General features: G+C 62.6%; 24 protein-coding genes. 13 read left to right on the plus strand and 11 right to left on the minus strand.

All coding sequences use genetic code 11. From position 1 onward, the window contains the following. Positions 1-10 precede the first annotated feature (10 nt). On the minus strand, positions 11-784 hold the full coding sequence (gene gloB / locus BLR77_RS12185; protein WP_074678118.1) for a hydroxyacylglutathione hydrolase: 774 nt from the start codon (positions 782-784) through the stop codon (positions 11-13). A 72-nt stretch (positions 785-856) separates the two neighbouring features. On the opposite strand from gloB, the gene BLR77_RS12190 reads away from it, so the two are divergent. The 7 genes from BLR77_RS12190 (at position 857) to nudC (ending at position 8,878) form a co-directional block, all read left to right on the plus strand. Further along, positions 857-1,615, plus strand: a complete 759-nt coding sequence (locus BLR77_RS12190; RefSeq protein WP_074678120.1) for a class I SAM-dependent methyltransferase — start codon at positions 857-859, stop codon at positions 1,613-1,615. Positions 1,616-1,673: 58 nt separating this feature from the next. Then, positions 1,674-2,126: a ribonuclease HI gene (gene rnhA, locus BLR77_RS12195; RefSeq protein ID WP_021488942.1), complete on the plus strand. Its 453-nt coding sequence runs from the start codon at positions 1,674-1,676 to the stop codon at positions 2,124-2,126. A gap of 73 nt (positions 2,127-2,199) precedes the next feature. After that, positions 2,200-2,958: a DNA polymerase III subunit epsilon gene (dnaQ, locus tag BLR77_RS12200; protein WP_074678122.1), complete on the plus strand. Its 759-nt coding sequence runs from the start codon at positions 2,200-2,202 to the stop codon at positions 2,956-2,958. 121 nt (positions 2,959-3,079) lie between these two features. Next, complete coding sequence (locus tag BLR77_RS12205) at positions 3,080-5,323, plus strand: Orn/Lys/Arg family decarboxylase (protein WP_074678124.1); 2,244 nt, start codon at positions 3,080-3,082, stop codon at positions 5,321-5,323. A gap of 201 nt (positions 5,324-5,524) precedes the next feature. Next, positions 5,525-6,337: a crotonase/enoyl-CoA hydratase family protein gene (locus BLR77_RS12210; protein WP_074678126.1), complete on the plus strand. Its 813-nt coding sequence runs from the start codon at positions 5,525-5,527 to the stop codon at positions 6,335-6,337. Positions 6,338-6,374: 37 nt separating this feature from the next. Then, positions 6,375-8,054, plus strand: a complete 1,680-nt coding sequence (locus BLR77_RS12215) for a FimL-related protein (RefSeq protein ID WP_074678128.1) — start codon at positions 6,375-6,377, stop codon at positions 8,052-8,054. Continuing rightward, on the plus strand, positions 8,054-8,878 hold the full coding sequence (gene nudC, locus BLR77_RS12220; protein WP_074678130.1) for an NAD(+) diphosphatase: 825 nt from the start codon (positions 8,054-8,056) through the stop codon (positions 8,876-8,878). Before BLR77_RS12215 ends, nudC begins: the two co-directional genes overlap by 1 nt. A gap of 88 nt (positions 8,879-8,966) precedes the next feature. Here the strand turns inward: nudC and BLR77_RS12225 are convergent, their stop codons facing one another. Continuing rightward, on the minus strand, positions 8,967-9,746 hold the full coding sequence (locus BLR77_RS12225) for a TSUP family transporter (RefSeq protein ID WP_074678132.1): 780 nt from the start codon (positions 9,744-9,746) through the stop codon (positions 8,967-8,969). A 101-nt stretch (positions 9,747-9,847) separates the two neighbouring features. On the opposite strand from BLR77_RS12225, the gene BLR77_RS12230 reads away from it, so the two are divergent. Beyond that, a complete protein-coding gene (locus tag BLR77_RS12230) occupies positions 9,848-10,495 on the plus strand; it encodes a hypothetical protein (RefSeq protein WP_074678134.1) in 648 nt (215 codons plus the stop codon). Positions 10,496-10,827: 332 nt separating this feature from the next. Here BLR77_RS12230 and BLR77_RS12235 read toward each other — a convergent pair whose 3' ends face one another. The 4 genes from BLR77_RS12235 to BLR77_RS12250 all read right to left on the minus strand — a co-directional run bounded on the left by BLR77_RS12235 (position 10,828) and on the right by BLR77_RS12250 (position 13,968). Continuing rightward, positions 10,828-11,595 carry an SDR family oxidoreductase gene (locus BLR77_RS12235; RefSeq protein WP_074678136.1) on the minus strand — a complete coding sequence of 256 codons (768 nt, stop codon included), beginning with the start codon at positions 11,593-11,595 and terminating at the stop codon, positions 10,828-10,830. A 16-nt stretch (positions 11,596-11,611) separates the two neighbouring features. Further along, positions 11,612-12,679 (minus strand): phosphotransferase family protein, encoded by a 1,068-nt coding sequence (locus tag BLR77_RS12240; RefSeq protein WP_074678138.1) that lies wholly within the window; start codon positions 12,677-12,679, stop codon positions 11,612-11,614. Between the two features lie 221 nt (positions 12,680-12,900). Beyond that, positions 12,901-13,212: an SCP2 sterol-binding domain-containing protein gene (locus tag BLR77_RS12245; RefSeq protein ID WP_074678139.1), complete on the minus strand. Its 312-nt coding sequence runs from the start codon at positions 13,210-13,212 to the stop codon at positions 12,901-12,903. A 57-nt stretch (positions 13,213-13,269) separates the two neighbouring features. Then, positions 13,270-13,968, minus strand: a complete 699-nt coding sequence (locus BLR77_RS12250) for a histidine phosphatase family protein (RefSeq protein ID WP_074678141.1) — start codon at positions 13,966-13,968, stop codon at positions 13,270-13,272. 199 nt (positions 13,969-14,167) lie between these two features. Between BLR77_RS12250 and sohB the strand changes: the two genes are divergently transcribed. Continuing rightward, on the plus strand, positions 14,168-15,187 hold the full coding sequence (gene sohB / locus BLR77_RS12255; protein WP_074678143.1) for a protease SohB: 1,020 nt from the start codon (positions 14,168-14,170) through the stop codon (positions 15,185-15,187). 72 nt (positions 15,188-15,259) lie between these two features. Then, a complete protein-coding gene (locus tag BLR77_RS12260; protein WP_074678145.1) occupies positions 15,260-16,249 on the plus strand; it encodes a YhdH/YhfP family quinone oxidoreductase in 990 nt (329 codons plus the stop codon). Positions 16,250-16,315: 66 nt separating this feature from the next. On the opposite strand, the gene BLR77_RS12265 is transcribed toward BLR77_RS12260, so the two are convergent. Continuing rightward, positions 16,316-17,083, minus strand: coding sequence for a DODA-type extradiol aromatic ring-opening family dioxygenase (locus BLR77_RS12265; protein ID WP_074678897.1), 768 nt, complete (start codon positions 17,081-17,083; stop codon positions 16,316-16,318). A gap of 105 nt (positions 17,084-17,188) precedes the next feature. Here BLR77_RS12265 and BLR77_RS12270 point away from each other — a divergent pair, with 105 nt between their 5' ends. Further along, positions 17,189-17,845 carry a thiopurine S-methyltransferase gene (locus tag BLR77_RS12270; protein ID WP_074678147.1) on the plus strand — a complete coding sequence of 219 codons (657 nt, stop codon included), beginning with the start codon at positions 17,189-17,191 and terminating at the stop codon, positions 17,843-17,845. Positions 17,846-17,907: 62 nt separating this feature from the next. Here BLR77_RS12270 and htpX read toward each other — a convergent pair whose 3' ends face one another. From htpX to BLR77_RS12285, 3 genes are all read right to left on the minus strand, one after another. Then, positions 17,908-18,780, minus strand: a complete 873-nt coding sequence (htpX, locus tag BLR77_RS12275) for a protease HtpX (protein WP_074678149.1) — start codon at positions 18,778-18,780, stop codon at positions 17,908-17,910. Positions 18,781-18,868: 88 nt separating this feature from the next. Continuing rightward, complete coding sequence (locus tag BLR77_RS12280) at positions 18,869-19,321, minus strand: hypothetical protein (RefSeq protein ID WP_074678151.1); 453 nt, start codon at positions 19,319-19,321, stop codon at positions 18,869-18,871. Between the two features lie 6 nt (positions 19,322-19,327). Further along, positions 19,328-20,539 (minus strand): pyridoxal phosphate-dependent aminotransferase, encoded by a 1,212-nt coding sequence (locus tag BLR77_RS12285; protein WP_037000845.1) that lies wholly within the window; start codon positions 20,537-20,539, stop codon positions 19,328-19,330. Positions 20,540-20,813: 274 nt separating this feature from the next. Here BLR77_RS12285 and msrB point away from each other — a divergent pair, with 274 nt between their 5' ends. After that, a complete protein-coding gene (gene msrB / locus BLR77_RS12290; protein WP_017676757.1) occupies positions 20,814-21,209 on the plus strand; it encodes a peptide-methionine (R)-S-oxide reductase MsrB in 396 nt (131 codons plus the stop codon). A gap of 40 nt (positions 21,210-21,249) precedes the next feature. On the opposite strand, the gene BLR77_RS25595 is transcribed toward msrB, so the two are convergent. Beyond that, complete coding sequence (locus BLR77_RS25595; protein ID WP_169716326.1) at positions 21,250-21,423, minus strand: PA1571 family protein; 174 nt, start codon at positions 21,421-21,423, stop codon at positions 21,250-21,252. Positions 21,424-21,713: 290 nt separating this feature from the next. Here BLR77_RS25595 and BLR77_RS12295 point away from each other — a divergent pair, with 290 nt between their 5' ends. Beyond that, positions 21,714-22,829 (plus strand): ATP-NAD kinase family protein, encoded by a 1,116-nt coding sequence (locus tag BLR77_RS12295; RefSeq protein ID WP_074678153.1) that lies wholly within the window; start codon positions 21,714-21,716, stop codon positions 22,827-22,829. The last annotated feature ends 9 nt before the right edge of the window (positions 22,830-22,838 follow it).

Genomic DNA, 22,838 nt, shown 5'->3' on the forward strand with positions numbered 1-22,838 from the left:
TTTCCGGGGTTTAGAAACTGTCCTTCCAGGCGCGCAGGCTGGCGAATACGGCGCTTGGCTCGCTCGACTGCCGGTCGTCACGTCCTTTGGCTGCAGCGATGATCGAAGGCTCGCCGACACGCAGAAAAGGATTGGTCGCCAGCTCCAGTTCGATGTTCGACGGCAGGCTGATGCGACCCTCGTCGCGCCAGCGGGTCACTTCGGCCAGACGTTCGCTCAAGCACGCGTTATGCGGCTCGACGGCGTGGGCGAAGCGCAGATTGCTCAGGGTGTATTCGTGGGTGCAGTACACCAGCGTGCTGGCGGGCAGGGCCGCCAGACGGCTGAGCGATTGATGCATCTGTTGCGGCGTGCCTTCGAACAGGCGGCCACAGCCGCCTGCGAACAGGGTGTCACCACAGAACAGCAGGTTCTGTTCGGCGTGGTAATAGGCGATATGACCGAGGGTATGGCCAGGTACGGACATGATCTCGAAGTGCAGACCGAGCACCTCGATCTCATCGTTGTCGTTCAGGTCGATGTCACGGGCCGGGATCTTTTCCGCTGCCGGGCCGGCGACACGTGCGCCGGTGGCGTTCTTCAGCTTTTCGACGCCGCCGACATGATCGAAGTGATGATGGGTAATCAGGATGTCGCTGAGCGTCCAGTCAGGACGAGCCTCCAGCCAGGCCATGACCGGCGCTGCGTCACCGGGGTCGACCACGGCGCAGCGCTTGCTGCGGGCATCCTGCAGCAGCCAGATATAGTTGTCATTGAAGGCGGGCAACGCGTCGATCTGGATCATTGCGGGTCGCTAAGCTGGTGATAAAGGTGCATCTTAGACACGACATGCAGAACCTGTCATGCGGAGGCAGCGATGACTGATCAGGCATTCGCTCAGGCCGACCCTGAGTGGCTCAAACTCATCGGCGAGGCGCGCGACTGGCTTGCCGGCCCGCTCGGGCAGCTGTTGCTGGAGCAGGAGCGGCGCTTGCTGGAAGAGGAGCTGGCACGCTTTTTCGGGGGCTATCTGGTGAGCTACGGCCCTGGCGCCGAAGGCCCGCCCAAAGCGGGGCAGATTCAGCACAACGTGCGTCTTGGCGCGCCGATGCCTGGCGTGCAGATCGTCTGTGAGGAACAATCCTGGCCCCTGGGGGAGCACGCCGCCGATGTGGTGGTGCTGCAGCATGGTCTGGATTTCAGCCTGTCGCCTCACGGTCTGTTGCGTGAGGCGGCGCGTAGCGTCAGGCCTGGCGGGCATCTGTTGATTCTGGGTATTCACCCCTGGAGTGCCTGGGGCGTGCGGCGCCTGTTTGCGCGGGACGGTTTGGCCAGGGCGCGCTGTATTGCGCCGAGCCGTGTCGGTGACTGGCTGAGTTTGCTGGGCTTTGCGTTGGAGAAACGGCGGTTCGGGTGCTATCGTCCGCCGCTCGCTTCGCTGGCCTGGCAAATGCGCCTGCGGCGAATGGAAAGCTGGGGCGATGCCTGGCAGTTGCCGGGCGCCGGTTTCTACCTGTTGGTGGCGCGCAAGCTGGTGGTCGGCTTGCGCCCGTTGCGGCAGTCGCGCCGCGAGCCGATGGGCAAGTTGCTGCCGATGCCGGTGGCGAAGGTCAGTCGGCGCGATCTCGACAACTGATTGCCGCAATTGTCTGCAGGCCAGACTCCAGCCAAACAATTCTGTACAGAGCTTATGAATGTCTGAAACCCATGATGTGGTGATTTACACCGACGGTGCCTGCAAGGGCAATCCTGGCCCCGGCGGTTGGGGCGCGCTGCTGGTGTACAAGGGCGTGGAGAAGGAACTCTGGGGCGGAGACCCCAATACCACCAACAATCGCATGGAACTGATGGCGGCGATTGCCGGCCTGATCGCGCTGACCCGGCCGTGCTCGGTCAAGCTGGTGACCGACTCACAGTACGTGATGAAAGGTATCCAGGAATGGCTGCCGAACTGGAAGAAGCGCGGCTGGAAGACCGCCTCGAAAGAGCCGGTGAAGAACGCCGACCTCTGGCAGAAGCTGGATGAGGAAGTGAACCGCCACCAGGTAAGCTGGCAGTGGGTGCGTGGCCACACCGGCCACCCAGGCAACGAACGCGCCGATCAGTTGGCCAATCGCGGCGTCGACGACGTACGTGCGGCGCGCTGAGCGGTGACGCAGCACCTGAGTTAAGATGCTGCGCTGAATGTGCGGCAACCCGGATAGATGAGAGAGGCAAGGCGTGACAACCGAAAACACCGTCAAGCGCTACGTAGTGCTGGATACCGAAACCACGGGTATGCCGGTCACTGACGGACACCGTATCATCGAGATCGGTTGTGTCGAATTGCTCGGTCGCCGCCTGACCGGGCGTCATTTCCACGTCTACCTCAACCCCGATCGTGAAATCGACGAAGGCGCCATCGCGGTTCACGGCATTACCAACGAGTATGTCGCCGACAAACCGCGCTTCAAGGAGGTCGCCGATGAATTCTTCGAGTTCATCAAGGGCGCCCAGCTGATCATCCACAACGCGGCGTTCGACGTTGGTTTCATCAACAACGAGTTCGCCCTGCTGGGGCAGAGCGAGCGTGCCGACGTCAGCGATTACTGCTCGGTACTCGATACCCTGATGATGGCGCGCGAGCGCCATCCGGGGCAGCGCAACAGCCTGGATGCGCTGTGCAAGCGTTACGGCGTCGACAACTCCAACCGCGAACTGCACGGCGCCTTGCTCGACTCGGAGATTCTCGCCGACGTCTACCTGGCGATGACTGGCGGGCAGACCAATCTGTCTCTGGCCGGTGAGGGCGCCGATGGCGATGGCAGCGGGCGCCAGCAGGCCACCCCGATCCGCCGTCTGGACGCCTCTCGTCCGCGTACGCGCGTCATTCGCGCCAGTGAGGATGAGCTTGCGGCGCATCTGGCGCGCCTGGCCGTGATCGAGAAATCCGCTGGTGGCCCGTCTCTGTGGGCGCAGCTGGAAAAAGCGCCGGAATAACCGAACAGCGCAATTGCGACCTTTTCTTATAGCGTGATGCACAGGGGGTTCCGCCGGCCAGGGGGAGCCTCTAACCTGAGGCGATGGGCAGGCCGAGCCTGCCAGCCTTCAGGACGTCACAATGTATAAAGATCTAAAATTCCCCGTCCTTATCGTGCACCGCGACATCAAGGCCGACACCGTGGCCGGTGACCGTGTGCGCGCCATCGCTCAGGAGCTCACCCAGGACGGTTTCAGCATCCTGCCCACGGCCAGCGCCGCTGAAGGGCGTATCGTCGCTTCCACCCACCATGGTCTGGCCTGCATCCTGGTGGCGGCAGAGGGGGCGGGGGAGAACAGCCGCCTGCTGCAGGACATGGTCGAGTTGATCCGCGTGGCGCGGGTGCGTGCGCCGCAGTTGCCGATCTTCGCCCTGGGCGAACAGGTCACCATCGAGAACGCGCCAGCTGAGGCCATGGCCGATCTCAATCACCTGCGTGGCATCCTCTATCTCTACGAAGACACCGTGTCCTTCCTGGCGCGGCAGGTGGCCCGTGCGGCGCACAACTACCTCGACGGCCTGCTGCCGCCGTTCTTCAAGGCGCTGGTGCAGCACACTGCACAATCCAACTATTCCTGGCACACGCCGGGGCACGGCGGTGGCGTGGCCTACCGCAAGAGTCCTGTGGGCCAGGCCTTCCACCAGTTCTTCGGTGAAAACACGCTGCGTTCCGACCTGTCCGTCTCTGTACCTGAGCTGGGCTCGCTGCTCGACCACACCGGCCCGCTGGCCGAGGCCGAGGCGCGTGCGGCGCGCAACTTCGGCGCCGATCACACCTTCTTCGTGATCAACGGTACGTCGACGGCGAACAAGATCGTCTGGCATTCGATGGTCGGTCGTGATGACCTGGTGCTGGTGGACCGCAACTGCCACAAGTCGATCCTGCACTCGATCATCATGACTGGCGCGATTCCGCTTTATCTCTGCCCGGAGCGCAACGAGCTGGGGATCATCGGGCCGATTCCGCTGAGTGAGTTCAGCAAGGAGTCGATCCAGGCCAAGATCGACGCCAGCCCGCTGGCGCGTGGCCGTGCGCCCAAGGTCAAGCTGGCGGTGGTGACCAACTCCACCTACGACGGGCTCTGTTACAACGCCGAAATGGTCAAGCAGGCGCTGGGCGACTCGGTCGAGGTGCTGCACTTCGACGAGGCCTGGTATGCCTATGCTGCTTTCCATGAGTTTTATGCTGGCCGCTATGGCATGGGGACTCAGTACGACGAGCGCTCGCCACTGGTGTTCACCACCCATTCGACGCACAAGCTGCTGGCGGCCTTCAGCCAGGCCTCGATGATTCACGTGCAGGACGGCGGGCAACGGCAACTGGACCGCGACCGCTTCAACGAAGCCTTCATGATGCACATCTCCACCTCGCCACAGTACGGCATCATTGCCTCGCTGGATGTGGCGTCGGCGATGATGGAGGGGCCGGCAGGGCGTTCACTGATCCAGGAAACCTTCGACGAGGCGCTGAGCTTTCGCCGCGCCCTGGCCAATGTGCGGCGCAACCTGAGCGCCGAGGACTGGTGGTTCAGCATCTGGCAGCCGGGTGAGGCCGATGGCGCCGACAGCCTGAAGACCTCCGACTGGGTGTTGCAACCGGACGCCGACTGGCATGGCTTCGGCGAAGTGGCAGATGACTATGTGCTGCTCGATCCGATCAAGGTCACCTTGGTGATGCCCGGCCTCAATGCGGCCGGCAAACTGGAGCAGCAGGGGATTCCCGCTGCGGTGGTCAGCAAGTTTCTCTGGGAGCGTGGCCTGGTGGTGGAGAAAACCGGCCTGTACTCCTTCCTGGTGCTGTTCTCCATGGGCATCACCAAGGGCAAGTGGAGCACGCTGCTGACCGAGCTGCTGGAGTTCAAGCGCAGCTACGACGCCAACCTGCCGCTAATCGACGTGCTGCCCTGCATCGCCCACGCCGGCGCGGGCCGCTACCACGGCATGGGCCTGCGCGATCTGTGCGACGCGCTGCATGGCTGCTACCGCGAAAACGCCACGGCCAAGGCGCTGAAAAGCATGTACACGGCGCTGCCCGAGCTGGCGATCAAGCCTGCCGACGCCTATGACCGTCTGGTGCGCGGTGACGTGGAGGCGGTGCCCATCGATCAGTTGCAGGGACGTATCGCTGCGGTGATGCTGGTGCCTTACCCGCCGGGCATTCCGTTGATCATGCCGGGCGAGCGCTTCACTGCCGCCACGCGTTCGATTCTCGACTACCTGGCCTTCGCGCGGACCTTCGATCAGGCCTTCCCGGGCTTCGATATCGATGTGCACGGCTTGCAGACCGAGGCCGGGCACTATTGCGTGGACTGTCTCGTGGAGTGAATTGTCGAGGTGGCTGCCGAGGGCAAGACTCTCGTTAGATCAAGCCCTTATCCGTGATACTCAAAGCGGTTGTTAACATCCGGGGCGTGCCCTGCGTCACAGTGGCAAGCATCGACTTTTATGGCGCGCTTGTTATAGTTGCCCGGTTATTAATCACAAAATTGTTACTGTGCTGCCGAGCCACGGCCGAGGATGCCTGCCATGTCCGACTACAAAGCCTTCCGCGTCGAGCTGGCGGACAAGATCGCCCATGTGCAGATCAACCGTCCGGACAAGATCAACGCAATGAACGCCGACTTCTGGCGCGAGATCATCGAGATCTTCCAGTGGGTCGATGACAACGATGCAGTACGTGTCGTGGTGCTCTCCGGTGCGGGCAAACACTTTTCCTCGGGTATCGACCTGATGCTGCTGGCCTCGGTCGGCGCCCAGCTGGGCAAGGACGTTGGTCGCAATGCCACGGCGCTGCGCCGCAAGATTCTCGAGCTGCAAGCCTCCTTCAACGCCGTCGACAACTGCCGCAAGCCAGTACTGGCTGCCATTCAGGGTTACTGCATTGGCGGCGCCATCGATCTGATCAGTGCCTGCGACATGCGTTACTCCAGCGTCGACGCGCAGTTCTCCATCAAGGAAATCGACATGGGCATGGCCGCTGACGTCGGCACCCTGCAGCGCCTGCCATGCATCATCGGCGACGGCATGATGCGCGAACTGGCCTTCACCGGGCGCACCATCGACGGTAACGAGGCCGCGCGTATCGGTCTGGTCAATCGTACCTACGAAAATCAGGAGGCGCTGCTGGCCGGGGTGATGGAAATTGCCGCAGAAATTGCCGCCAAGTCGCCGATTGCCGTGCGTGGAACCAAGGAAATGATTCGTTATATGCGCGATCATCGGGTCGACGATGGCCTTGAATACATCGCTACCTGGAATGCCGCCATGCTGCAGTCGGAAGACCTGCGCCTGGCCATGGCGGCACACATGACCAAGCAGAAGCCGGAGTTCGCCGACTGATGCCGTATTCGCTGATGTTCGCTGCGAGGCCTAGAGCATGGTAAGTGGAGCCACATCCCTGAATCTGGTGCGCGACGAGCTGTTCGTCACCATGGAAGAGGCCGAGCAGAGCCTGGAGCATTTCATTGCCGAGCGGCACAACGGCAGCCTGTTGCAGCAGGCGGTGGAAAGCCTGCATCAGGTTCGCGGCACGCTCAACCTGATCGAGCTGGCCGGTGCCGAGTTGCTGGCCCAGGAAGTGCTGGATCAGGCCACCGATATTCCCGCCGGCGCTGGCGAGGAGCGCGACGCGCAGCTCTCGGCGCTGAGCAATGCCCTGCATGTGCTGCGCCGCTATCTGGAAAACGTCGACGCCCATCGCCAGGAAATGCCCGAGCTGTTGCTGCCGGCGATCAACGATTTGCGTCAGGCCGGTGCGCAGCAGCCACTGCCGGAAAGTTTCTTCTTCAGCGTGCGCCTCGATCATGCGCGGCCGCACACGGCTACCCAGCCACTCGATGGCGCCGCCAAGCTGAGCGAAGGCAAGCGCCTGCGTCATATGTATCAGGTAGGGTTGCTGGGCTTCATCCGTGAGCAGAACCCGCAGGCCAGCCTCAAGCTGATGGTGCGCGCCATGGCGCGCCTGGACAGCCTGTTCGCCAACGAGCCGCGTGGACGCATGTGCTGGATTGGCGCTGCCGCCATCGAAGCGCAGTGCGATGGCCAGCTATTGCCTCGCAAATCGCGCAAGCAGTTGTTCTCGCGGGTCGATCGCGAACTCAAGTTGATGCTCGGCAACCCGCAGTACGAAGCACCGCGCAGCTTGCTGAAAGAGCTGCTGTATCTGGTCGCGCTCGCCGACAGCCACGGCCCGCACGCCAGCGCCATGCGCGGAGTGTTCGGTCTCACGCCGTTGCCGTTCACCGACCACCTGCTGGAAGAGGAATACCAGCGCCTGGCCGGGCCGGGTCAGGCCGTGATGCGTTCGTTGTCCACGGCGATTCGCGAAGAGCTGGCCAGCGTCAAGGACATGCTCGACCTGCTCGAGCGCGGCACCTTGCAGGGCGAAACGCTGGGCACCCTGCATGCGTTGCTGGGCAAGCTGGCCAAGACCCTGGGCATGGTCGGCCTGAACTCTGCCGGCAACTCGCTCAGCGCGCAGCTGCCGCTGGTTGCTGCCTGGAGCGAAGACACGCCGCCACAGGCGGAGCAGCTGCACAAGCTGGCCGATGCCGTGCTCTATGTCGAAGGCATGGTGGCGAGCCTGGAACGTGGTGAAGGTCGTGATACCAGGCCGGCTGCCGTCGAGCCGGGTAACGAGGCTGATTCTTTTGCCAGCCATCAGCTCAACGAAGCCCGCATCGTCGTGGTCGATGAGGCCCAGGCCGGTCTGGCTCTGGCCAAGCGCGCCATCACCGCGTATCTGGAGTCGGCTGGCGACAAGATGCACCTGTCCAACGTGCCGTTCAGCCTGCAGGCCGTGCGTGGCGGCCTCTGGTTCCTCGAGCAGCGCCGAGCCGCGATGCTGGTCGGTGCCTGCGCCGACTATATCCAGGCGCGCATGATCGAGTCCGCGCAAATGCCGTCGGAGCAGATGCTGGAAACCCTGGCTGACGCCCTGAGCAGCCTCGAGTACTACCTGGAAGCGGGCGCCGTGATGCGTCCTGAAACCCGTCCCAGCGTGCTCGACCTGGCTGAAGAGAGCGTCAAGGCGCTGGGTATGCCGGTGGCGGCCTGATGGTTTGGCGCAATACCTTTCTCGATCCTGCCCAGCCCGGCGGCTGGGCGCTGCTCTACAACCAGCAGCACTTTCTTGCCGACAGCAACGGCTTGCTATTCCCGCGTGACTGGGTCAAGCGCCAGGACCTGCAGATTCTCGGCGAGCAGGGGATCGGTCATTTCGGTGACGATGCCGTTTACCTGCTGCAACTCAAGCCCTCGGCGACGCTGGAGGGCTGCAGCTGGCAGAGTCTGCGTCAGTTCATGCTGCAGGGCGAAGCAGAAACCTTTCGCATGCTGGCCTATGCCGCGCAGATAGGCACCTGGTACGCCGAGCATCGTTATTGCGGCAGCTGTGGTGCGCCGACTCGCCAGCTTCCTGGTGAGCGGGCGATGCGTTGCGACAGCTGCGAATCGCAGCACTATCCGCGCATCTCGCCGAGCATGATCGTGCTGGTCACGCGCGGGGACGAGATCCTGCTGGCGCGTTCGCCGCGCTTCGTCACGGGCGTCTACAGCACCCTGGCCGGCTTCGTCGAACCGGGCGAGTCAGTGGAGCATTGCGTGGCACGCGAGGTGCGTGAGGAAGTCAGCGTCGAGGTGAAGAACCTGCAGTACATCGGCAGCCAGGGCTGGCCATTCCCGCATTCGCTGATGCTCGGCTTCCACGCCGAATATGCCGGTGGCGAAATCGTCATGCAGGAAGACGAGATCGAGGATGCGCGCTGGTTCCGTGTCGATGACTTGCCGCCGTTGCCGGCGTCGCGTTCCATCGCCCGCCATCTGATTGATCTTTACGTTGCGCGCCGTTTGGGTTTGCCTGAGCCGACGCTGCCAGCCTAGAGCGTCTCACGTAGGAGCGGCTTCAGCCGCGAACCTCACCGACCGCGGCTGAAGCCGCTCCTGCACGATCCGTGATAGTCCGCCGAAATTAGCCAAACCAGTGCTGCCAGACCAGGCGGGCGGTGAGTGCCAACACCACTGTGATAAACACCGGGCGAATGAACTTCGAACCGCCTTTGATCGCCGTGCGTGCGCCGAGAAAGGCGCCGACCATCAATGCGGCGCCCATGGTCAGGCCGAGCACCCAGGCTACCTGGCCGAAGGCGATGAACACGGCTAGCGCCGCCGCGTTGCTGACGAAGTTCATGGTGCGCGCCACGCCGCTGGCGCGCACCAGATCGAGTGGATACATCAGCAGGCTGCTGACCGTCCAGAACGCGCCGGTGCCGGGGCCTGCCACTCCATCGTAGAGTCCCAGGCCAAGCCCTTGTGGCCATTGCCGGCCGCGCGCGATCGGCAGGTCGTGTTCGGCTGGCGCCTCCGGCATGCGCCCGAATAGCAGATAGACACCGCAGGCGAAGACGATCACCGGCAGCATCTGGTTGAGCCAGGCGGCCGGCATCCAGTGCGCGATGACGGCGCCGAGCAGGGCGCCGATCAAGGTTGCCAGCAGCGCGTTGCGCCACTGGCCGGGGTTGAAGAGTTTGCGCCGGTAGAAGGTCAGTGCGGCAGTGCCCGAGCCGAAGGTGGCGCACAGCTTGTTGGTGCCCAGCACCAGGTGCGGCGGCAGACCTGCGGTAAGCAGGGCAGGGATGGTCAGCAGGCCGCCGCCACCAGCGATGGCGTCGATGAAACCGGCGATGAAGGCGACCAGGGCGAGAATGGCTAGCGTGCTGGGATCGATGGCGAGCTCGAGAGCGAATGGCATATAAAGTGTCGACTTGTGGGCGAGTGCGCAGCCTGCTGGCTGTTCGCCGTGGGGAGAGCTGCGCATAATGCCGGGATTTGGTCAGAGAAGGAACGCAATCGATGCAATACGACGGGTTGGCCTGGGCGGTGGCGCTGTTGGCCGTATTGGCGCTGCTGGTGGCGCTGCGTATTCTGCTCAATACAGGCTGGTTCCTCGGCTGGTTGCGTGGCACCTGTGGTCTGGCATTTCTTGCCCTGGCCGGCTTGGTCGGTCTGGCGGCTTACGATCTGTATGCCTACGAGCCGCTGCAGCCGGGCAAGCCGCTGGTAACGCTGAGCTTCAAGGCTGATGGTCCACAGCGTTATCAGGTGACGCTGCTCGAAGGGGGGCGCGAGCGCACGGTCACGCTCGAGGGCGACATGTGGCAACTCGACGGCCGACTGATTCGCTGGAAGGGGCTGGCCGAGCTGATCGGTCTCGAGCCTGGTTACCGCCTGGAACGTCTCTCCGGACGTTTTCTTGCCATCGAACAACAGGCGCTGGCGCAACACGGCCGCGTGCAGCTCGCCGAAAGTCCCTATGGCGTGGACCTGTGGCGCTGGTTGCGCCTGAGTCAGCGTGATCTGCTGCTGTTCGACCCGCAGGCGCTGCGCGTCACCTACCTGCCTATCGCCGCCGACGCGGTGTACAGCGTCAGCCTGACGCCGACCGGCCTGCTGGCCGAGCCGATGAACCCGGCGGCCGAAGCCGCGCTGAAGGACTGGTAGCGGCCGCTTGCGGCCATCTGATGACCCTCTCCCGCTTGCGGGAGAGGGTGCCCGAAGGGCGGGAGAGGGTAGTGGGCGTTGTGCGCTTCTTGGGCTGCCAGCTATGTAGGGTGGGCTTTAGCCCACATTAATGGTGGTTGGTGGGCTAAAGCCCACCCTACGAGCTGACCAAAGCCCTGGACTACATCCGGGCACCCTTGCCACGCACTTGGAGTGACGTAGGGTGGGCTTTACACCGCGACCTTCATTGGTGGGCTAAAGCGGAGCGCCGGCCGGCACACCCTACAAAAAAGGCACCTACAAGGTGCCTTTGTCGTTTAGGGCATCCGGCCTCAGGAGAGGAAGCCACCGTCCACGTTAAGCGCTACGCCGGTGGTGTAGCTGGACGCTTCGCTGGCCAGGTACAGCACTGCGCCGGCCATTTCGCTCGGGTCGGCCACACGCTTGAGCGGGATGCGCTGCAGTGCATGCTTGAGGATGGCGTCGTTCTTGGTCAGTGCCGAGGCGAACTTGGTGTCGGTCAGGCCCGGCAGCAGGGCATTGCAGCGAATGCCGAACTGCGCGCATTCCTTGGCGAAGACCTTGGTCATGCTGATCACAGCGGCCTTGGTCACCGAGTAGATGCCCTGAAACTCGCCCGGTGATACGCCGTTGATCGAGGCGACGTTGATGATCGAGCCGCCGCCGTTCTCCTTCATCAGTTTGCCACCTTCGATGGACATGAAGTAGTAGCCACGGATATTCACGTCCACGGTCTTCTGAAAGGCGCCCAGGTCGGTATCCAGTACGTTGCAGAACTGCGGGTTGGTGGCAGCGTTGTTGACCAAGATGTCGAGACGACCGAACTGTTCCTTGATCTGTGCGAAGACGTTGCTGATCTGCTCCATTTCACCGATGTGGCAGGCGATGGCGGTGGCCTTGCCGCCGTCGGCGACGATGGCGTCTGCTACCGCCTGGCAGCCTTCGATCTTGCGGCTGGATACGATCACGTGCGCGCCTTGCTGAGCCAGAAGCTTGGCGATGGCCTCGCCGATGCCGCGGCTGGCGCCGGAAACGAAGGCGATCTTGCCGTCGAGGTCGAACAGTTGGGTCTTGGACATTGTGATTACCCTGGTGTTAGAGAGTGGATTTGCCGATGACCTGCAGGCACATCTGCTCCAGCAGCTTGTTCATCTGAATGAACTGGGCGAAGCGCTTGTCCTGGGTCTGGCCGTGGTAGAAACGGTAGTAGATCTGCTGCACGATGCCGGCCAGGCGGAACAGACCGTAGCAGTAGTAGAAGTCGAAACTCTTGATTTCGATGCCGGCACGTTCGGCGTAGTAGTCGACGAACTGCTGACGAGTGAGCATGCCGGCTGCGTTACTGGGCTGGCGACGCATCAATTGCACGGGGGCCGGGTCATTGGCCTCGATCCAGTAGGCCAGGGTGTTGCCCAGGTCCATCAGCGGGTCGCCGATGGTGGTCATCTCCCAGTCGAGCACGCCGATGATCTGCATCGGGTTGTCCGGGTCGAGGATCACGTTGTCGAAGCGGTAGTCGTTGTGCACGATGCCGGGCTTGTGGTGATCGGCCGGCATCTTGTCGCGCAGCCAGGCTTTGACCGGCTCCCAGGTCGGCGCGTCCGGAGTCAGGGCTTTCTCGTAGCGCTCGCTCCAGCCCTTGATCTGACGCTCGACGTAGCCCTCGGGTTTGCCCAGGTCGCCCAGGCCGCAGGCGTTGTAATCGACGTTGTGCAGCTCGACCAGCTTGTCGATGAAGCTTTTGCACAGTGCGCTGGTCTGCTCGGCGCTGAAGTTCAGCTCGGCGGGCATGTCCGAGCGCAGGATGATGCCCTTGACCCGCTCCATCACGTAGAACTCGGCGCCGATTACCGATTCGTTGGTGCAGTGCACGTAAGCCTTGGGGCAGTAGGGGAAGCCGGCGTTGAGCTGGTTGAGAATGCGGTATTCGCGGCCCATGTCGTGGGCCGACTTGGCCTTGTGGCCGAAAGGCGGGCGGCGCAGGACGAACTCCTGCTGCGGGTACTCGATCAGGTAGGTCAGGTTCGAAGCGCCGCCGGGGAACTGGCTGATCCTGGCTGCGCCGCTCAGGCCCGGAATATTGGCTTTCAGATAAGCGTCGATGACGTCGGCGTCGAGTTCTTCGCCGGTACGGATGCGGGTGGATTGGTCGGTGAGCGCCATACTTATCCCTTCTACTTATGATGGGTGCCCTAGATAATTGGCTAATCTAATGCTGCACCCAGGCTGTCACAAGCAATACGCGTCGTTATAGGCGGGCGTGTTGCACCTCGATCAAACTGCCTGATCAGTCATTCCGGTTTGTCACCTTGGCCGCAAATCACGGGCAAAAAAAACCGGAGTGCCAGGACTCCGGTTTTCGTATTTTGCGCTCGGCTCGCCGATCAGACCGGGAACAGTTCGCCCAGCTTCATCGCCAGCATCATGTCGCCTTCGGCGCGCAGCTTGCCGGCCATGAAAGCCTGCATGCCGTCGGTTTCGCCGCTGACGATGCCCTTCAGGGTTTCGCTGTCCATGATCAGGGTCACGTTGGCGTTCGGGTTGTCGCCTTGCTCGAGGGCGCAGGTGCCATCCTTGACGATCAGCGCGTAGTTCTCGCCATCTTCGATGTTGAACTGGAATACCAGATCCAGGCCGGCTGCGGCGCTGGCGTTGAACTTGGATTGCATGGTTTGGACGATGTCAGCAACGCTCATGGTCTTATCCTTTTTTCGGTTTTTTCGCGCAGCCTCGCGGCCGCAGTGGGCTGGAGTTCATCGGTAGGTGATGAGCTCCGGCGCCTTCATCAGCTGTAAATGCACATGGCTGTTGAAGGAAGCCAGACTCACCTCGCTGCCGCGGAATTTCAGCTGGCTGAGCGAGGTATTGACGATTTGCCAATTCAATTCGAAGGCCTTTGCAGGCGGTACGCCGGTAATCAGGCGGAGCAGGGCGGTGATGGTGCCTCCGGAGGTGAACACGGCAATGTTCTGTTTGCTGCTGGCCTGTTCGAGGATGCGGCGCAGGGCGCCTTCGACCTGCTCGACATAGGCTTGCCAGCTCTGCAGGCCGGGCTTGTCATGTTCACCGGAAATCCAGCGCTGGATCAGCTTGGCGAACAGGCGCTGGAACTCGGCACGGTTGTGCGCACCGTTGCGCAGGATGTGCAGGGCTTCAGGTTCTTCGGGCAGCAAATCCGGCAACAGGGTACGAATCACCGAGTCGGCATCGAATTCATTGAATGCCTCATCGATATCCAGCGCCGGCGCATTGCTCATGCGCTGCAGGGCTGCGTTGGCCGTGTGCTGCTGGCGGCGCAGGCTGCCACTGATGCAACGATCGAGGCTGATACCGAGCTGTTCCAGGTGATCCCCCAGCACTTCGGCCTGGCGTACGCCGACGGGCGACAGGACATCATAGTCGTCTGCACCGAATGAGGCCTGGCCATGTCGAATCAGATAGATGCTGCCCACGTCCGTATTGGTCTCGGCACGTTGAATGTTTCGCGAGGGTATGAGGAAGCTCAGGGGCTGTCAACGAAAAAACATACGCTTGTTTGAATTGCTTGTATGTCCATTGTGCAGTGCTGCCGCGCTTGGCCGGTGAGCCGCTGCGCCGGTATGCTTGAGCCTTTGTGCGCTCAGGCGCCGCTGCATTGTCCAAGGGGGATCCGTGGAGTTTCTTAGCGAGTACGCCAGCTTTCTGGCGAAAACCCTGACCCTGGTGGTCGCCATCGTCGTAGTGCTGGTGGCCATTGCTGCCACGCGCGGCAAAGGGCGGCGCGGCAGTGGTCAGCTGCAGGTGCAGAAGCTCAATGATTTCTACAAGGATCTGCGTGAGCGCCTGGAGCAGAGCGTGCTGTCCAAGGATCAGCTCAAGGCCACGCGCAAGGCGGAGGCCAAGGCTGCCAAGCAGGAAAAGAAAGCGCCGCCAAGCAAGCCGCGGGTGTTCGTGCTGGATTTCGATGGCGACATCAAGGCCTCGGCTACCGATAACCTGCGTCATGAAGTGACGGCGTTGTTGTCCATGGCCAAGGCCGATGACGAAGTGGTGCTGCGTCTGGAAAGCGGTGGCGGCATGGTGCATAGCTATGGTCTGGCTTCATCGCAACTGGTGCGCATCCGCGACGCCGGCATCCCGCTGACCGTGTGCGTGGACAAGGTGGCGGCCAGCGGTGGTTACATGATGGCCTGCATCGGTCAGAAGATTCTCAGCGCGCCGTTCGCCATTCTCGGCTCAATCGGCGTGGTGGCGCAGCTGCCGAACGTGCATCGCCTGCTGAAGAAGCACGAAATCGATTTCGAAGTGCTGACTGCCGGCGAATACAAGCGCACCCTGACCGTATTCGGCGAGAACACCGAGAAGGGGCGGGAGAAATTCCAGGAAGACCTGGAAACCACTCACGATCTGTTCAAGGGCTTCGTTGCCCGTTATCGCCCACAGCTGGACATCGACGCCATCGCCACTGGCGAGGTCTGGCTGGGCATGGCCGCGCAGGAACGCCTGCTGGTGGATGAGCTGAAGACCAGCGATCAGTATCTGGCCGAGCGCGCCGCCGAGGCTGAACTGTTCCATCTGCATTTCGCTCAGAAGAAAAGCCTGCAGGAGCGTGTCGGGCTGGCTGCCAGCATGGCGCTGGATCGCTTCGTCCTGACCTGGTTGAGCCGGCTCAACCAGCAACGTTTCTGGTAGCGCTTCGTTCATGATGGGGTGCGCAGCCACCTGGTTGCGCGCCACAGCGAATAACGACAAGAGGAGAGGGTGATGACCGAGTTCAAGGCCTTGCAGGTCAGCGAAGGCGCCAATGGCGGTTTCCAGCGTGAGGTAGTCCAGCGTGACGTCGAGCAACTGCCGCAGGGCGAGCTGCTGATTCGTGTGCGCTACTCCTCGCTCAACTACAAGGACGCCCTGTCCGCCAGCGGCAATCGCGGCGTGACCAAGGCCTACCCGCATACACCCGGCATCGATGCGGCGGGTGTGGTCGAGGCCTCCAGCGTGGGTGAGTTCGCGGTCGGCGATGAGGTGATCGTCACCGGCTACGACCTGGGCATGAACACCGCCGGTGGCTTCGGCCAGTACATCCGCGTACCGGCCGCCTGGGCGATCAAGCGCCCGCAAGGCCTGCCGCTGCGCGAGGCGATGGTGCTCGGGACTGCCGGCCTGACCGCTGCGCTGTGCGTGGACAAGCTGGAGCAGGCCGGCGTTACTCCGGAGGCCGGTACCGTACTGGTCACCGGCGCCACGGGTGGTGTTGGCAGCATCGCCGTGGTGCTGCTCAAGCAGCTGGGCTATCGCGTCGCCGCCGCGACCGGCAAGGCCGAGCAGGGCGATTTCCTGCGTGGCCTGGGTGCGGACGAAATCGTCAGTCGCGAAGAGCTGCAGCAGGGCAGCGACCGTCCGATGCTCAAGGAGCGCTGGGCCGCGGCGGTGGACACCGTGGGCGGCGACATCCTGTTCAACGTGGTCAAGTCGCTGCGCCACAGCGGCAGCGTGGCTTGCTGTGGGCTGACCGCCGGTGTCGGCTTCCAGGCCAGCGTGCTGCCGTTCATCCTGCGCGGGGTCAACCTGCTGGGGGTGGATTCGGTGGAGCTACCGCTGGTGGTCAAGGCATCGATGTGGGACAAGCTGTCGCTACAGTGGAAGCTCGACCTTTCGCCGTTGTGCCAGGAAGTCGGTCTGGCGGAATTGCCCGCGGCCATCGAGCGCATACTGGCCGGCGGCATGGTCGGCCGTATCCTGGTGCGGCTGGACTGAATATACGAGCGAGGCCCGTCGATGACGGGCCTCGTTCTTTTCAACACCGTCCAAGGCGGGTATCGCCTAGTCGAAGCGATAGATATCCATGCCCAGCGCGCCATAGGTGAAGCCACTGTGTTCAACCTTGAAGGTGCCTCCAGCGCCGCGAGCGAAGAACAGTGGCAGCAGGTGCTCTTCACTTGGGTGGTTGCGTGCGGCGTTTGGCGCCAGCAGACGGTAGTGGTGCAAGGCCTCTTCATCGTCCGCTTCGAGTTTTTCCACCAGCCAGTCGCGAAACTCCTTGGCCCAGGGCGTGATGACGTCGGGGCCGGCGCGCCAGTTCAACTCGCCCAGGTTGTGGGTGATGCTGCCGGAGCCAATCAGCAGGATGCCTTGTGCGCGCAGGCTGGCCAAGGCGCGGCCCACGCGGGTCTGTAGCTCGGGGCCGAGGTGGCTGGGTAGGGAAAGCTGCAGCACGGGAATGTCGGCTTGCGGATACAGCAGCGACAGCGGCACCCAGGCGCCATGGTCGAAGGGGCGCTGGGCATCCAGCTCCGCAGGCAGGCCAGCATCGTTCAATTGCTGGGCGATCTCCCTGGCCAGCTGTGGTGCGCCGGGTGCGGGATACTGCACGGCGTACAAAGGGGCAGGGAAACCGCCGAAGTCGTGCCAGGTCCGCGGCTGCGCACCTGCGGTGAGCAGCAAGCTCTGGCTTTCCCAGTGCGCCGACACCACCACGATGGCCTTGGGCCTGGGCAGCTCGAGGGCCAGTCTGGCCAAGGCCGGGCCGCTGAGACCGGGCTCCAGTGCCAGCATGGGCGAACCGTGGGAAATGAACAGTGAGGGCAGCATGGCGATCAGCTCCTGAAGTAGGATGACGCCATCTTCGGTGCTGGATCTATCGACTTCCAGCATAAATAGTTGGCCATTCCTATCGAATTTATGGAGGTTTTATCCATGCATGAGGCGTTCTGGCAGGATCGTTGGGCGCGTAGCCAAATCGGTTTTCATCAGGAGAAGGTCAACGGTTATCTGCGTCGCCACTGGTCTGCGCTTGGGCTGGCCAGGGATGCGTCGGTGCTGGTGCCGCTGTGTGGCAAGAGCCTCGATCTGGCCTGGTTGGCGGAGCAGGGTCACAGGGTGATCGGTGTGGAGCTGGCCGAGCGCGCGGTGCAGGATTTCTTCGCCGAGCGTGATGTGCAGCCACAGGTGTCGCAGCACGGTGTGTTCAAGGTCTATCGGGCGGGCGAGTTGCAGATTCTATGTGGCGACTTTTTCGCCTTGAGCCGTGAGGACGTTGCCGCGTGCCAGGCTTTCTATGATCGCGCCGCGCTGATCGCTCTGCCGCCGGAAATGCGCGAGCGCTACGTCGCCCATTTGCAGGCGATAATGCCGGATGCCTGCCAGGGACTGCTGGTGACGCTGGTATACGACCAGCAGCGCATGGATGGCCCACCGTTCTCGGTAGAAGATGCTGAGGTGGACCGGCATTTCACCGCCGGCTGGACGCTGCGCATGGTCGAGGAAAAGGACGTGCTGACGGGGAATCCGCGCTTCGCCGAGAGCGGACTCGCGGCGGTGGACGAGCGAGTCTTCCATCTGACGCGCCGCTAACGGCGACAGGCCAATGAAAAAGGCGACCCGAGGGTCGCCTTTTTTCATGTGCAGCTGAGGGATCAGCCCAGGCGGCGCAGTGCCTCGATACGATCTTCCAGCGGCGGGTGGGTCATCAGCAGGCCGGCCAGGCCGTTCTTCAGGCCGCCATTGATACCGAAAGCGGTCAGGCTGTCCGGCATCTGCACCGGCACACCCTGTTCGGCGCGCAGGCGTTGCAGTGCGGCGATCATCGCGCCGGTGCCGGCCAGGCGGGCGCCGGCCTCGTCGGCCTTGAACTCGCGTTTGCGCGAGAACCACATGACGATGATGCTGGCCAGGATGCCCAGCACCAGCTCGGCGAAGATGGTCGCGACGAAGTAGCCGATGCCGTGGCCGCCTTCGTTCTTCAGGATCGCCTTGTCGACGAAGTTACCGAAGATGCGTGCGAAGAACATCACGAAGGTGTTCACCACGCCCTGGATCAGCGCCAGGGTGACCATGTCACCGTTGGCCACGTGGCCGATCTCGTGAGCCAGTACCGCGCGCACTTCATCAGGCGAGAAACGCTCGAGCAGACCCTGGCTGACGGCGACCAGCGCGTCGTTCTTGTTCCAGCCGGTGGCGAAGGCGTTGGACTCGTAGGCCGGGAAGATACCGACTTCGGGCATCTTGATACCGGCTTCGCGCGACAGCTCCTCGACGGTCTGCAGCAGCCACTGTTCGTGACGGGTGCGCGGCTGGGTGATGATCTGGGTGCCGGTGCTCATCTTCGCCATCCACTTGGAGATGAACAGCGACACCAGCGAGCCGGCAAAACCGAACACGGCGCAGAATATCAGCAGGCTGCCATGGTTCTGGCCGGTGAAGCGATCGACCCCCAGCAGTTTGAGGGTGATGCTGGCGATAACCAGCACTGCCAGGTTGGTGGCCAGGAACAACATAATGCGCATCATGGTGTGAACGGACTCCTCACGGGAAAGACGTACGAGTAATGCGGGCTATATAAGGGTGCCCCCTCAGAGGTTTCAACCAGCGACTATTTCAAACTATGTCCCCTGGGACATGCAGGGTGCTTTCGAACAACAGACGAGTGAGGCGGGCGGTGCGCTCGCCGTGCTGCTGGACCAGTGCTTCGCGCAGCTGAAACGCCAGCGTGGCGTGAACACGCCGTACGCTCGGGGGCAACGCTTCACCTTCACGCAAGGCATGGGGAATGGCGCGTGACAGACGCAGAAAGCCTTTCTCGCTCAGCACCGCCTGATCCAGCGCGTCGTAAGCGATGGTCGACTCGAAACGCAGATAGCCTTCTTCAGCCAGCCACAGCAGCGCGCCGAGGCAGGCCTGGTGACGCTTGCTGGGCAGGCCGAACTCGTCCGGCTCCTCACGCCCGATCAGGTCTTCCACGTACAGCGCCATCTTGCGCGGGAAGGCCTGATAGAGCATGAGCAGGCCGCTGGCGGCGTCCTTGTAGAAATCGTCGATCTGCAGGTCCATGTCGGCTTACTGGCTGTAACCCTTGAGGAAGTTGCCAATGCGGCCGATGGCCTGCTCCAGATCGTCGACGCGGGGCAGGGTGACCACGCGGAAGTGATCCGGCCACGGCCAATTGAAGGCGGTGCCCTGGACGATCAGCAGTTTCTCCGACAGCAACAGGTCGAGGACGAACTTCTCGTCGTTGTGGATCGGGCAGACCTTGGGGTCGATCTTCGGGAAGGCGTAGAGCGCGCCCATGGGTTTGACGCAGCTGACCCCGGGAATGTCGTTGAGCAGTTCCCAGGCACGGTTGCGCTGCTCCAGCAGGCGGCCGTTGGGCAGCACCAGATCGTTGATGCTCTGGTAGCCGCCGAGCGCGGTCTGGATCGCGTGCTGGCTTGGCACGTTGGCGCACAGGCGCATGTTGGCGAGGATGTCCAGGCCTTCGATATAGCTCTGTGCCCGGTGCTTGGGCCCGGAGATCGCCACCCAGCCGGAGCGGAAACCGGCCACGCGGTAGCTCTTGGACAGGCCGTTGAAGGTCAGGCAGAGCACGTCCGGTGCCAGCGAGGCGGTGCTGATGTGCACGGCCTCGTCGTAGAGGATCTTGTCGTAGATCTCGTCGGAGAAGATCACCAGGTTGTGCTGGCGCGCCAGTTCGACGATGTCCTGCAGCACTTCCTTCGAATACACCGCGCCGGTCGGGTTGTTCGGGTTGATCAGCACCAGGGCCTTGGTATTGGGCGTGATCTTGGCGCGCATGTCGGCGATGTCGGGGAACCAGCCGGCCTGCTCGTCGCACAGGTAGTGCACCGGCTTGCCGCCGGACAGCGCCACGGCGGCGGTCCACAGCGGATAGTCGGGTGCCGGGATCAGCACCTCGTCACCGTTGTTGAGCAGCGCCTGCATGGCCATCACGATCAGTTCGGACACGCCGTTGCCGAGGTAGATGTCCTCGATGGTGACGCCTTCGACCTGCTTCTGCTGGTAGTACTGCATCACCGCCTTGCGCGCGCTGAACAGGCCCTTGGAGTCGCTGTAACCCTGGGCAGTGGGCAGGTTGCGGATGACGTCCTGAAGGATCTCCTCAGGGGCCTCGAAACCGAACGGCGCCGGGTTGCCGATATTCAGCTTGAGGATGCGATGGCCTTCCTCTTCCAGACGCTTGGCGTGCTTGAGCACCGGCCCGCGGATGTCGTAGCAGACGTTGGCGAGCTTGTTCGATTTGCTGACCTGCATGTAAGAAATCCCGAGCTATGGAGAACCCACTGAAGTACGCTGCAAAATTCTCCCGGCGGAGGAATCTTGGCAGCCTGTAACGTGGGTGACAGACTGGGGTCGAATCATACGTGGCGACCTGAGCGCGGCAAAGGTATCAGTCCTGCTTTTTTCTGCTCTGCCACGCGGCGCACGGTGGCGCTGCAGTCGCAGAAACCTCACCCTCGAAGCTGCCAGATGCTGGTGCTGCCTGTATAGCCGCGTATTGCCCAATTACCGAGGAGGAACCCCGCTCGTGGATAAAGTCGACAAACCCCTGGATAGCTGGCGCGAAGAACTGACTGACGAGCAATTTCATGTCTGCCGTCTGGGCGGCACGGAGCGGCCGTTCACCGGTGCTTATCACGACAGCAAGACCCCTGGCATCTACCACTGCGCCTGCTGTGGCGAGGCGCTGTTCGACTCGGATGCCAAATATGACTCTGGAAGTGGTTGGCCGAGCTACTTTCAGCCGATCAACGACGAGGTGATCGCCAGCCTCGACGACTACAGCCATGGTATGCATCGCATCGAGGTCAAATGCGCCAAATGTGACGCGCACCTAGGGCACGTGTTCCCTGATGGGCCCCGCCCGACCGGCTTGCGCTACTGCATCAACTCGCTGTCGCTGAAGCTGGTGCCACGCGATTGAAACGGGCGCCAGGCGCATTGCGCGCCTGGCGTAGTAAGCTTCAAGCCTGCTGGCTGGCGCGCTGGCGACTTTCTTCCAGGGCATCGCAGGCCTGTTTGATCATGTCTTCGGTAATGGGCACTTCGCGGCCCTGACCATCAATGATAAAACCGCCCACCGGCTCCTGTTGTTGCTCGGTGGTGGGGTACTGGGCAGTGTTGTCTTGCAAGCTCATGGCCTGTCTCCTCATCAGTAATGCGCGCCAGTCTAGGACTGCTAGATGAAGGCGCGGTGACAGTTAGAAACCTGCTTAAAGTCTGCTGCGCGTCGGCCATGCTGCGTTGAAATCGGGTTCAGAATGCTCATTTACAATTCGTAAACTGCGCTTCTTCGCCCGATTTCGCCTTGCCTGGCTCTAGCTCGCGATACTTTAAACAGATTCCAAGACGGTGGAACTCCGTCACAAAACATATTGCGAAAGTCGTATTGCAGGCTGCGTGCCAGCCTGTGTGGAACGAGGAATTCATGTCGCGTTTTCATATCGGTCTGATCATCAATCCGCTGGCCGGGCTGGGTGGCCCGGCGGCGTTCAAGGGCAGCGACGGCATGGCCGAGCAGGCGCTGGCTCTGGGTGTCGAGCCAAAGGCTGCACAACGAACGCGCACTGCGCTTGAACAGTTGTTGACCCTGCGCGAGCGCATCGAGTTCGTCAGCTATCCGGGCACAATGGGTGGCGATCTTTTGGCGCAGATGGGCTTCGAGCATCGTCTGCTGGGGCAACTCGGCGCACAGCCAACCAGCGCTGAAGATACCCGCCAAGCCGTGCAGCAGTTGCAGGACGCTGGCGTGGCGCTGATTCTCTTCGCCGGCGGTGATGGCACCGCGCGCGACGTCTGTACGGTGGTCAACGAGTCGCAGCCGGTTCTGGGCATTCCGGCCGGGGTGAAGATCCAGTCCGGCGTCTACGCCATCAGCCCGCGAGCGGCAGGCGAGCTGACTGCGCGCCTGGTGGAAGGCGGCCTGGTCCGCCTGGCCAGCGGCGAAGTACGTGATATCGACGAGAACGCCCTGCGCGAAGGCCGCGTGACGGCACGCTGGTATGGCGGGCTGTGCGTGCCGCAGGAGGGCGGCTACGTGCAGGCGGTCAAGCAGGGCGGTATGGAGTCCGAAGAGCTGGTGCTGGCCGATCTGGCCGCCTGGCTCGAGAGCGAGTGGGAGCCTGGCGCGCGCTACGTATTCGGCCCCGGCTCGACCCTGCATGGCCTGGCGCAGAACCTGGGGCTGGAAACCACCTTGCTCGGCGTCGATGTGATCGAGGATGGTCAGGTTATTGCCCGCGACGTCAACGAGGCCGAGCTGTTCGCTCTGGTCGGCGAGCATCCGACTTATCTGCTGGTTACCGCCATTGGCGGCCAGGGCCATATCATCGGCCGTGGCAACCAGCAGATCAGCCCGCGCGTGCTGCGCGCCGTGGGGCTGGAGCGCCTGCGCGTGGTGGCGACCAAGCGCAAGCTGGCGACGCTGGAAGGCCGGCCGCTGCTGGTCGACAGTGGCGACGTGAGCCTGGACGATGCGTTTCCCGATGCAGTGCGGGTCTGGGCTGGCTATAAAGAAGAACTGCTGTATCCCCTGAGTCGATAGGAGATCGAT

The organism is Ectopseudomonas alcaliphila (genome assembly GCF_900101755.1).
In the GTDB taxonomy this organism is placed as follows: Bacteria; Pseudomonadota; Gammaproteobacteria; order Pseudomonadales; family Pseudomonadaceae; genus Aquipseudomonas; species Aquipseudomonas alcaliphila.

Bases quoted from the DNA above. Each gene is read 5' to 3' on its own strand.
- gloB (WP_074678118.1), bottom strand. From the start codon at position 784: ATGATCCAGATCGACGCGTTGCCCGCCTTCAATGACAACTATATCTGG.
- BLR77_RS12190 (WP_074678120.1), top strand. From the start codon at position 857: ATGACTGATCAGGCATTCGCTCAGGCCGACCCTGAGTGGCTCAAACTC.
- rnhA (WP_021488942.1), top strand. From the start codon at position 1,674: ATGTCTGAAACCCATGATGTGGTGATTTACACCGACGGTGCCTGCAAG.
- BLR77_RS12205 (WP_074678124.1), top strand. From the start codon at position 3,080: ATGTATAAAGATCTAAAATTCCCCGTCCTTATCGTGCACCGCGACATC.
- BLR77_RS12210 (WP_074678126.1), top strand. From the start codon at position 5,525: ATGTCCGACTACAAAGCCTTCCGCGTCGAGCTGGCGGACAAGATCGCC.
- BLR77_RS12215 (WP_074678128.1), top strand. From the start codon at position 6,375: ATGGTAAGTGGAGCCACATCCCTGAATCTGGTGCGCGACGAGCTGTTC.
- nudC (WP_074678130.1), top strand. From the start codon at position 8,054: ATGGTTTGGCGCAATACCTTTCTCGATCCTGCCCAGCCCGGCGGCTGG.
- BLR77_RS12225 (WP_074678132.1), bottom strand. From the start codon at position 9,746: ATGCCATTCGCTCTCGAGCTCGCCATCGATCCCAGCACGCTAGCCATT.
- BLR77_RS12230 (WP_074678134.1), top strand. From the start codon at position 9,848: ATGCAATACGACGGGTTGGCCTGGGCGGTGGCGCTGTTGGCCGTATTG.
- BLR77_RS12235 (WP_074678136.1), bottom strand. From the start codon at position 11,595: ATGTCCAAGACCCAACTGTTCGACCTCGACGGCAAGATCGCCTTCGTT.
- BLR77_RS12240 (WP_074678138.1), bottom strand. From the start codon at position 12,679: ATGGCGCTCACCGACCAATCCACCCGCATCCGTACCGGCGAAGAACTC.
- BLR77_RS12245 (WP_074678139.1), bottom strand. From the start codon at position 13,212: ATGAGCGTTGCTGACATCGTCCAAACCATGCAATCCAAGTTCAACGCC.
- BLR77_RS12260 (WP_074678145.1), top strand. From the start codon at position 15,260: ATGACCGAGTTCAAGGCCTTGCAGGTCAGCGAAGGCGCCAATGGCGGT.
- BLR77_RS12265 (WP_074678897.1), bottom strand. From the start codon at position 17,083: ATGCTGCCCTCACTGTTCATTTCCCACGGTTCGCCCATGCTGGCACTG.
- BLR77_RS12270 (WP_074678147.1), top strand. From the start codon at position 17,189: ATGCATGAGGCGTTCTGGCAGGATCGTTGGGCGCGTAGCCAAATCGGT.
- htpX (WP_074678149.1), bottom strand. From the start codon at position 18,780: ATGATGCGCATTATGTTGTTCCTGGCCACCAACCTGGCAGTGCTGGTT.
- BLR77_RS12280 (WP_074678151.1), bottom strand. From the start codon at position 19,321: ATGGACCTGCAGATCGACGATTTCTACAAGGACGCCGCCAGCGGCCTG.
- BLR77_RS12285 (WP_037000845.1), bottom strand. From the start codon at position 20,539: ATGCAGGTCAGCAAATCGAACAAGCTCGCCAACGTCTGCTACGACATC.
- BLR77_RS25595 (WP_169716326.1), bottom strand. From the start codon at position 21,423: ATGAGCTTGCAAGACAACACTGCCCAGTACCCCACCACCGAGCAACAA.
- BLR77_RS12295 (WP_074678153.1), top strand. From the start codon at position 21,714: ATGTCGCGTTTTCATATCGGTCTGATCATCAATCCGCTGGCCGGGCTG.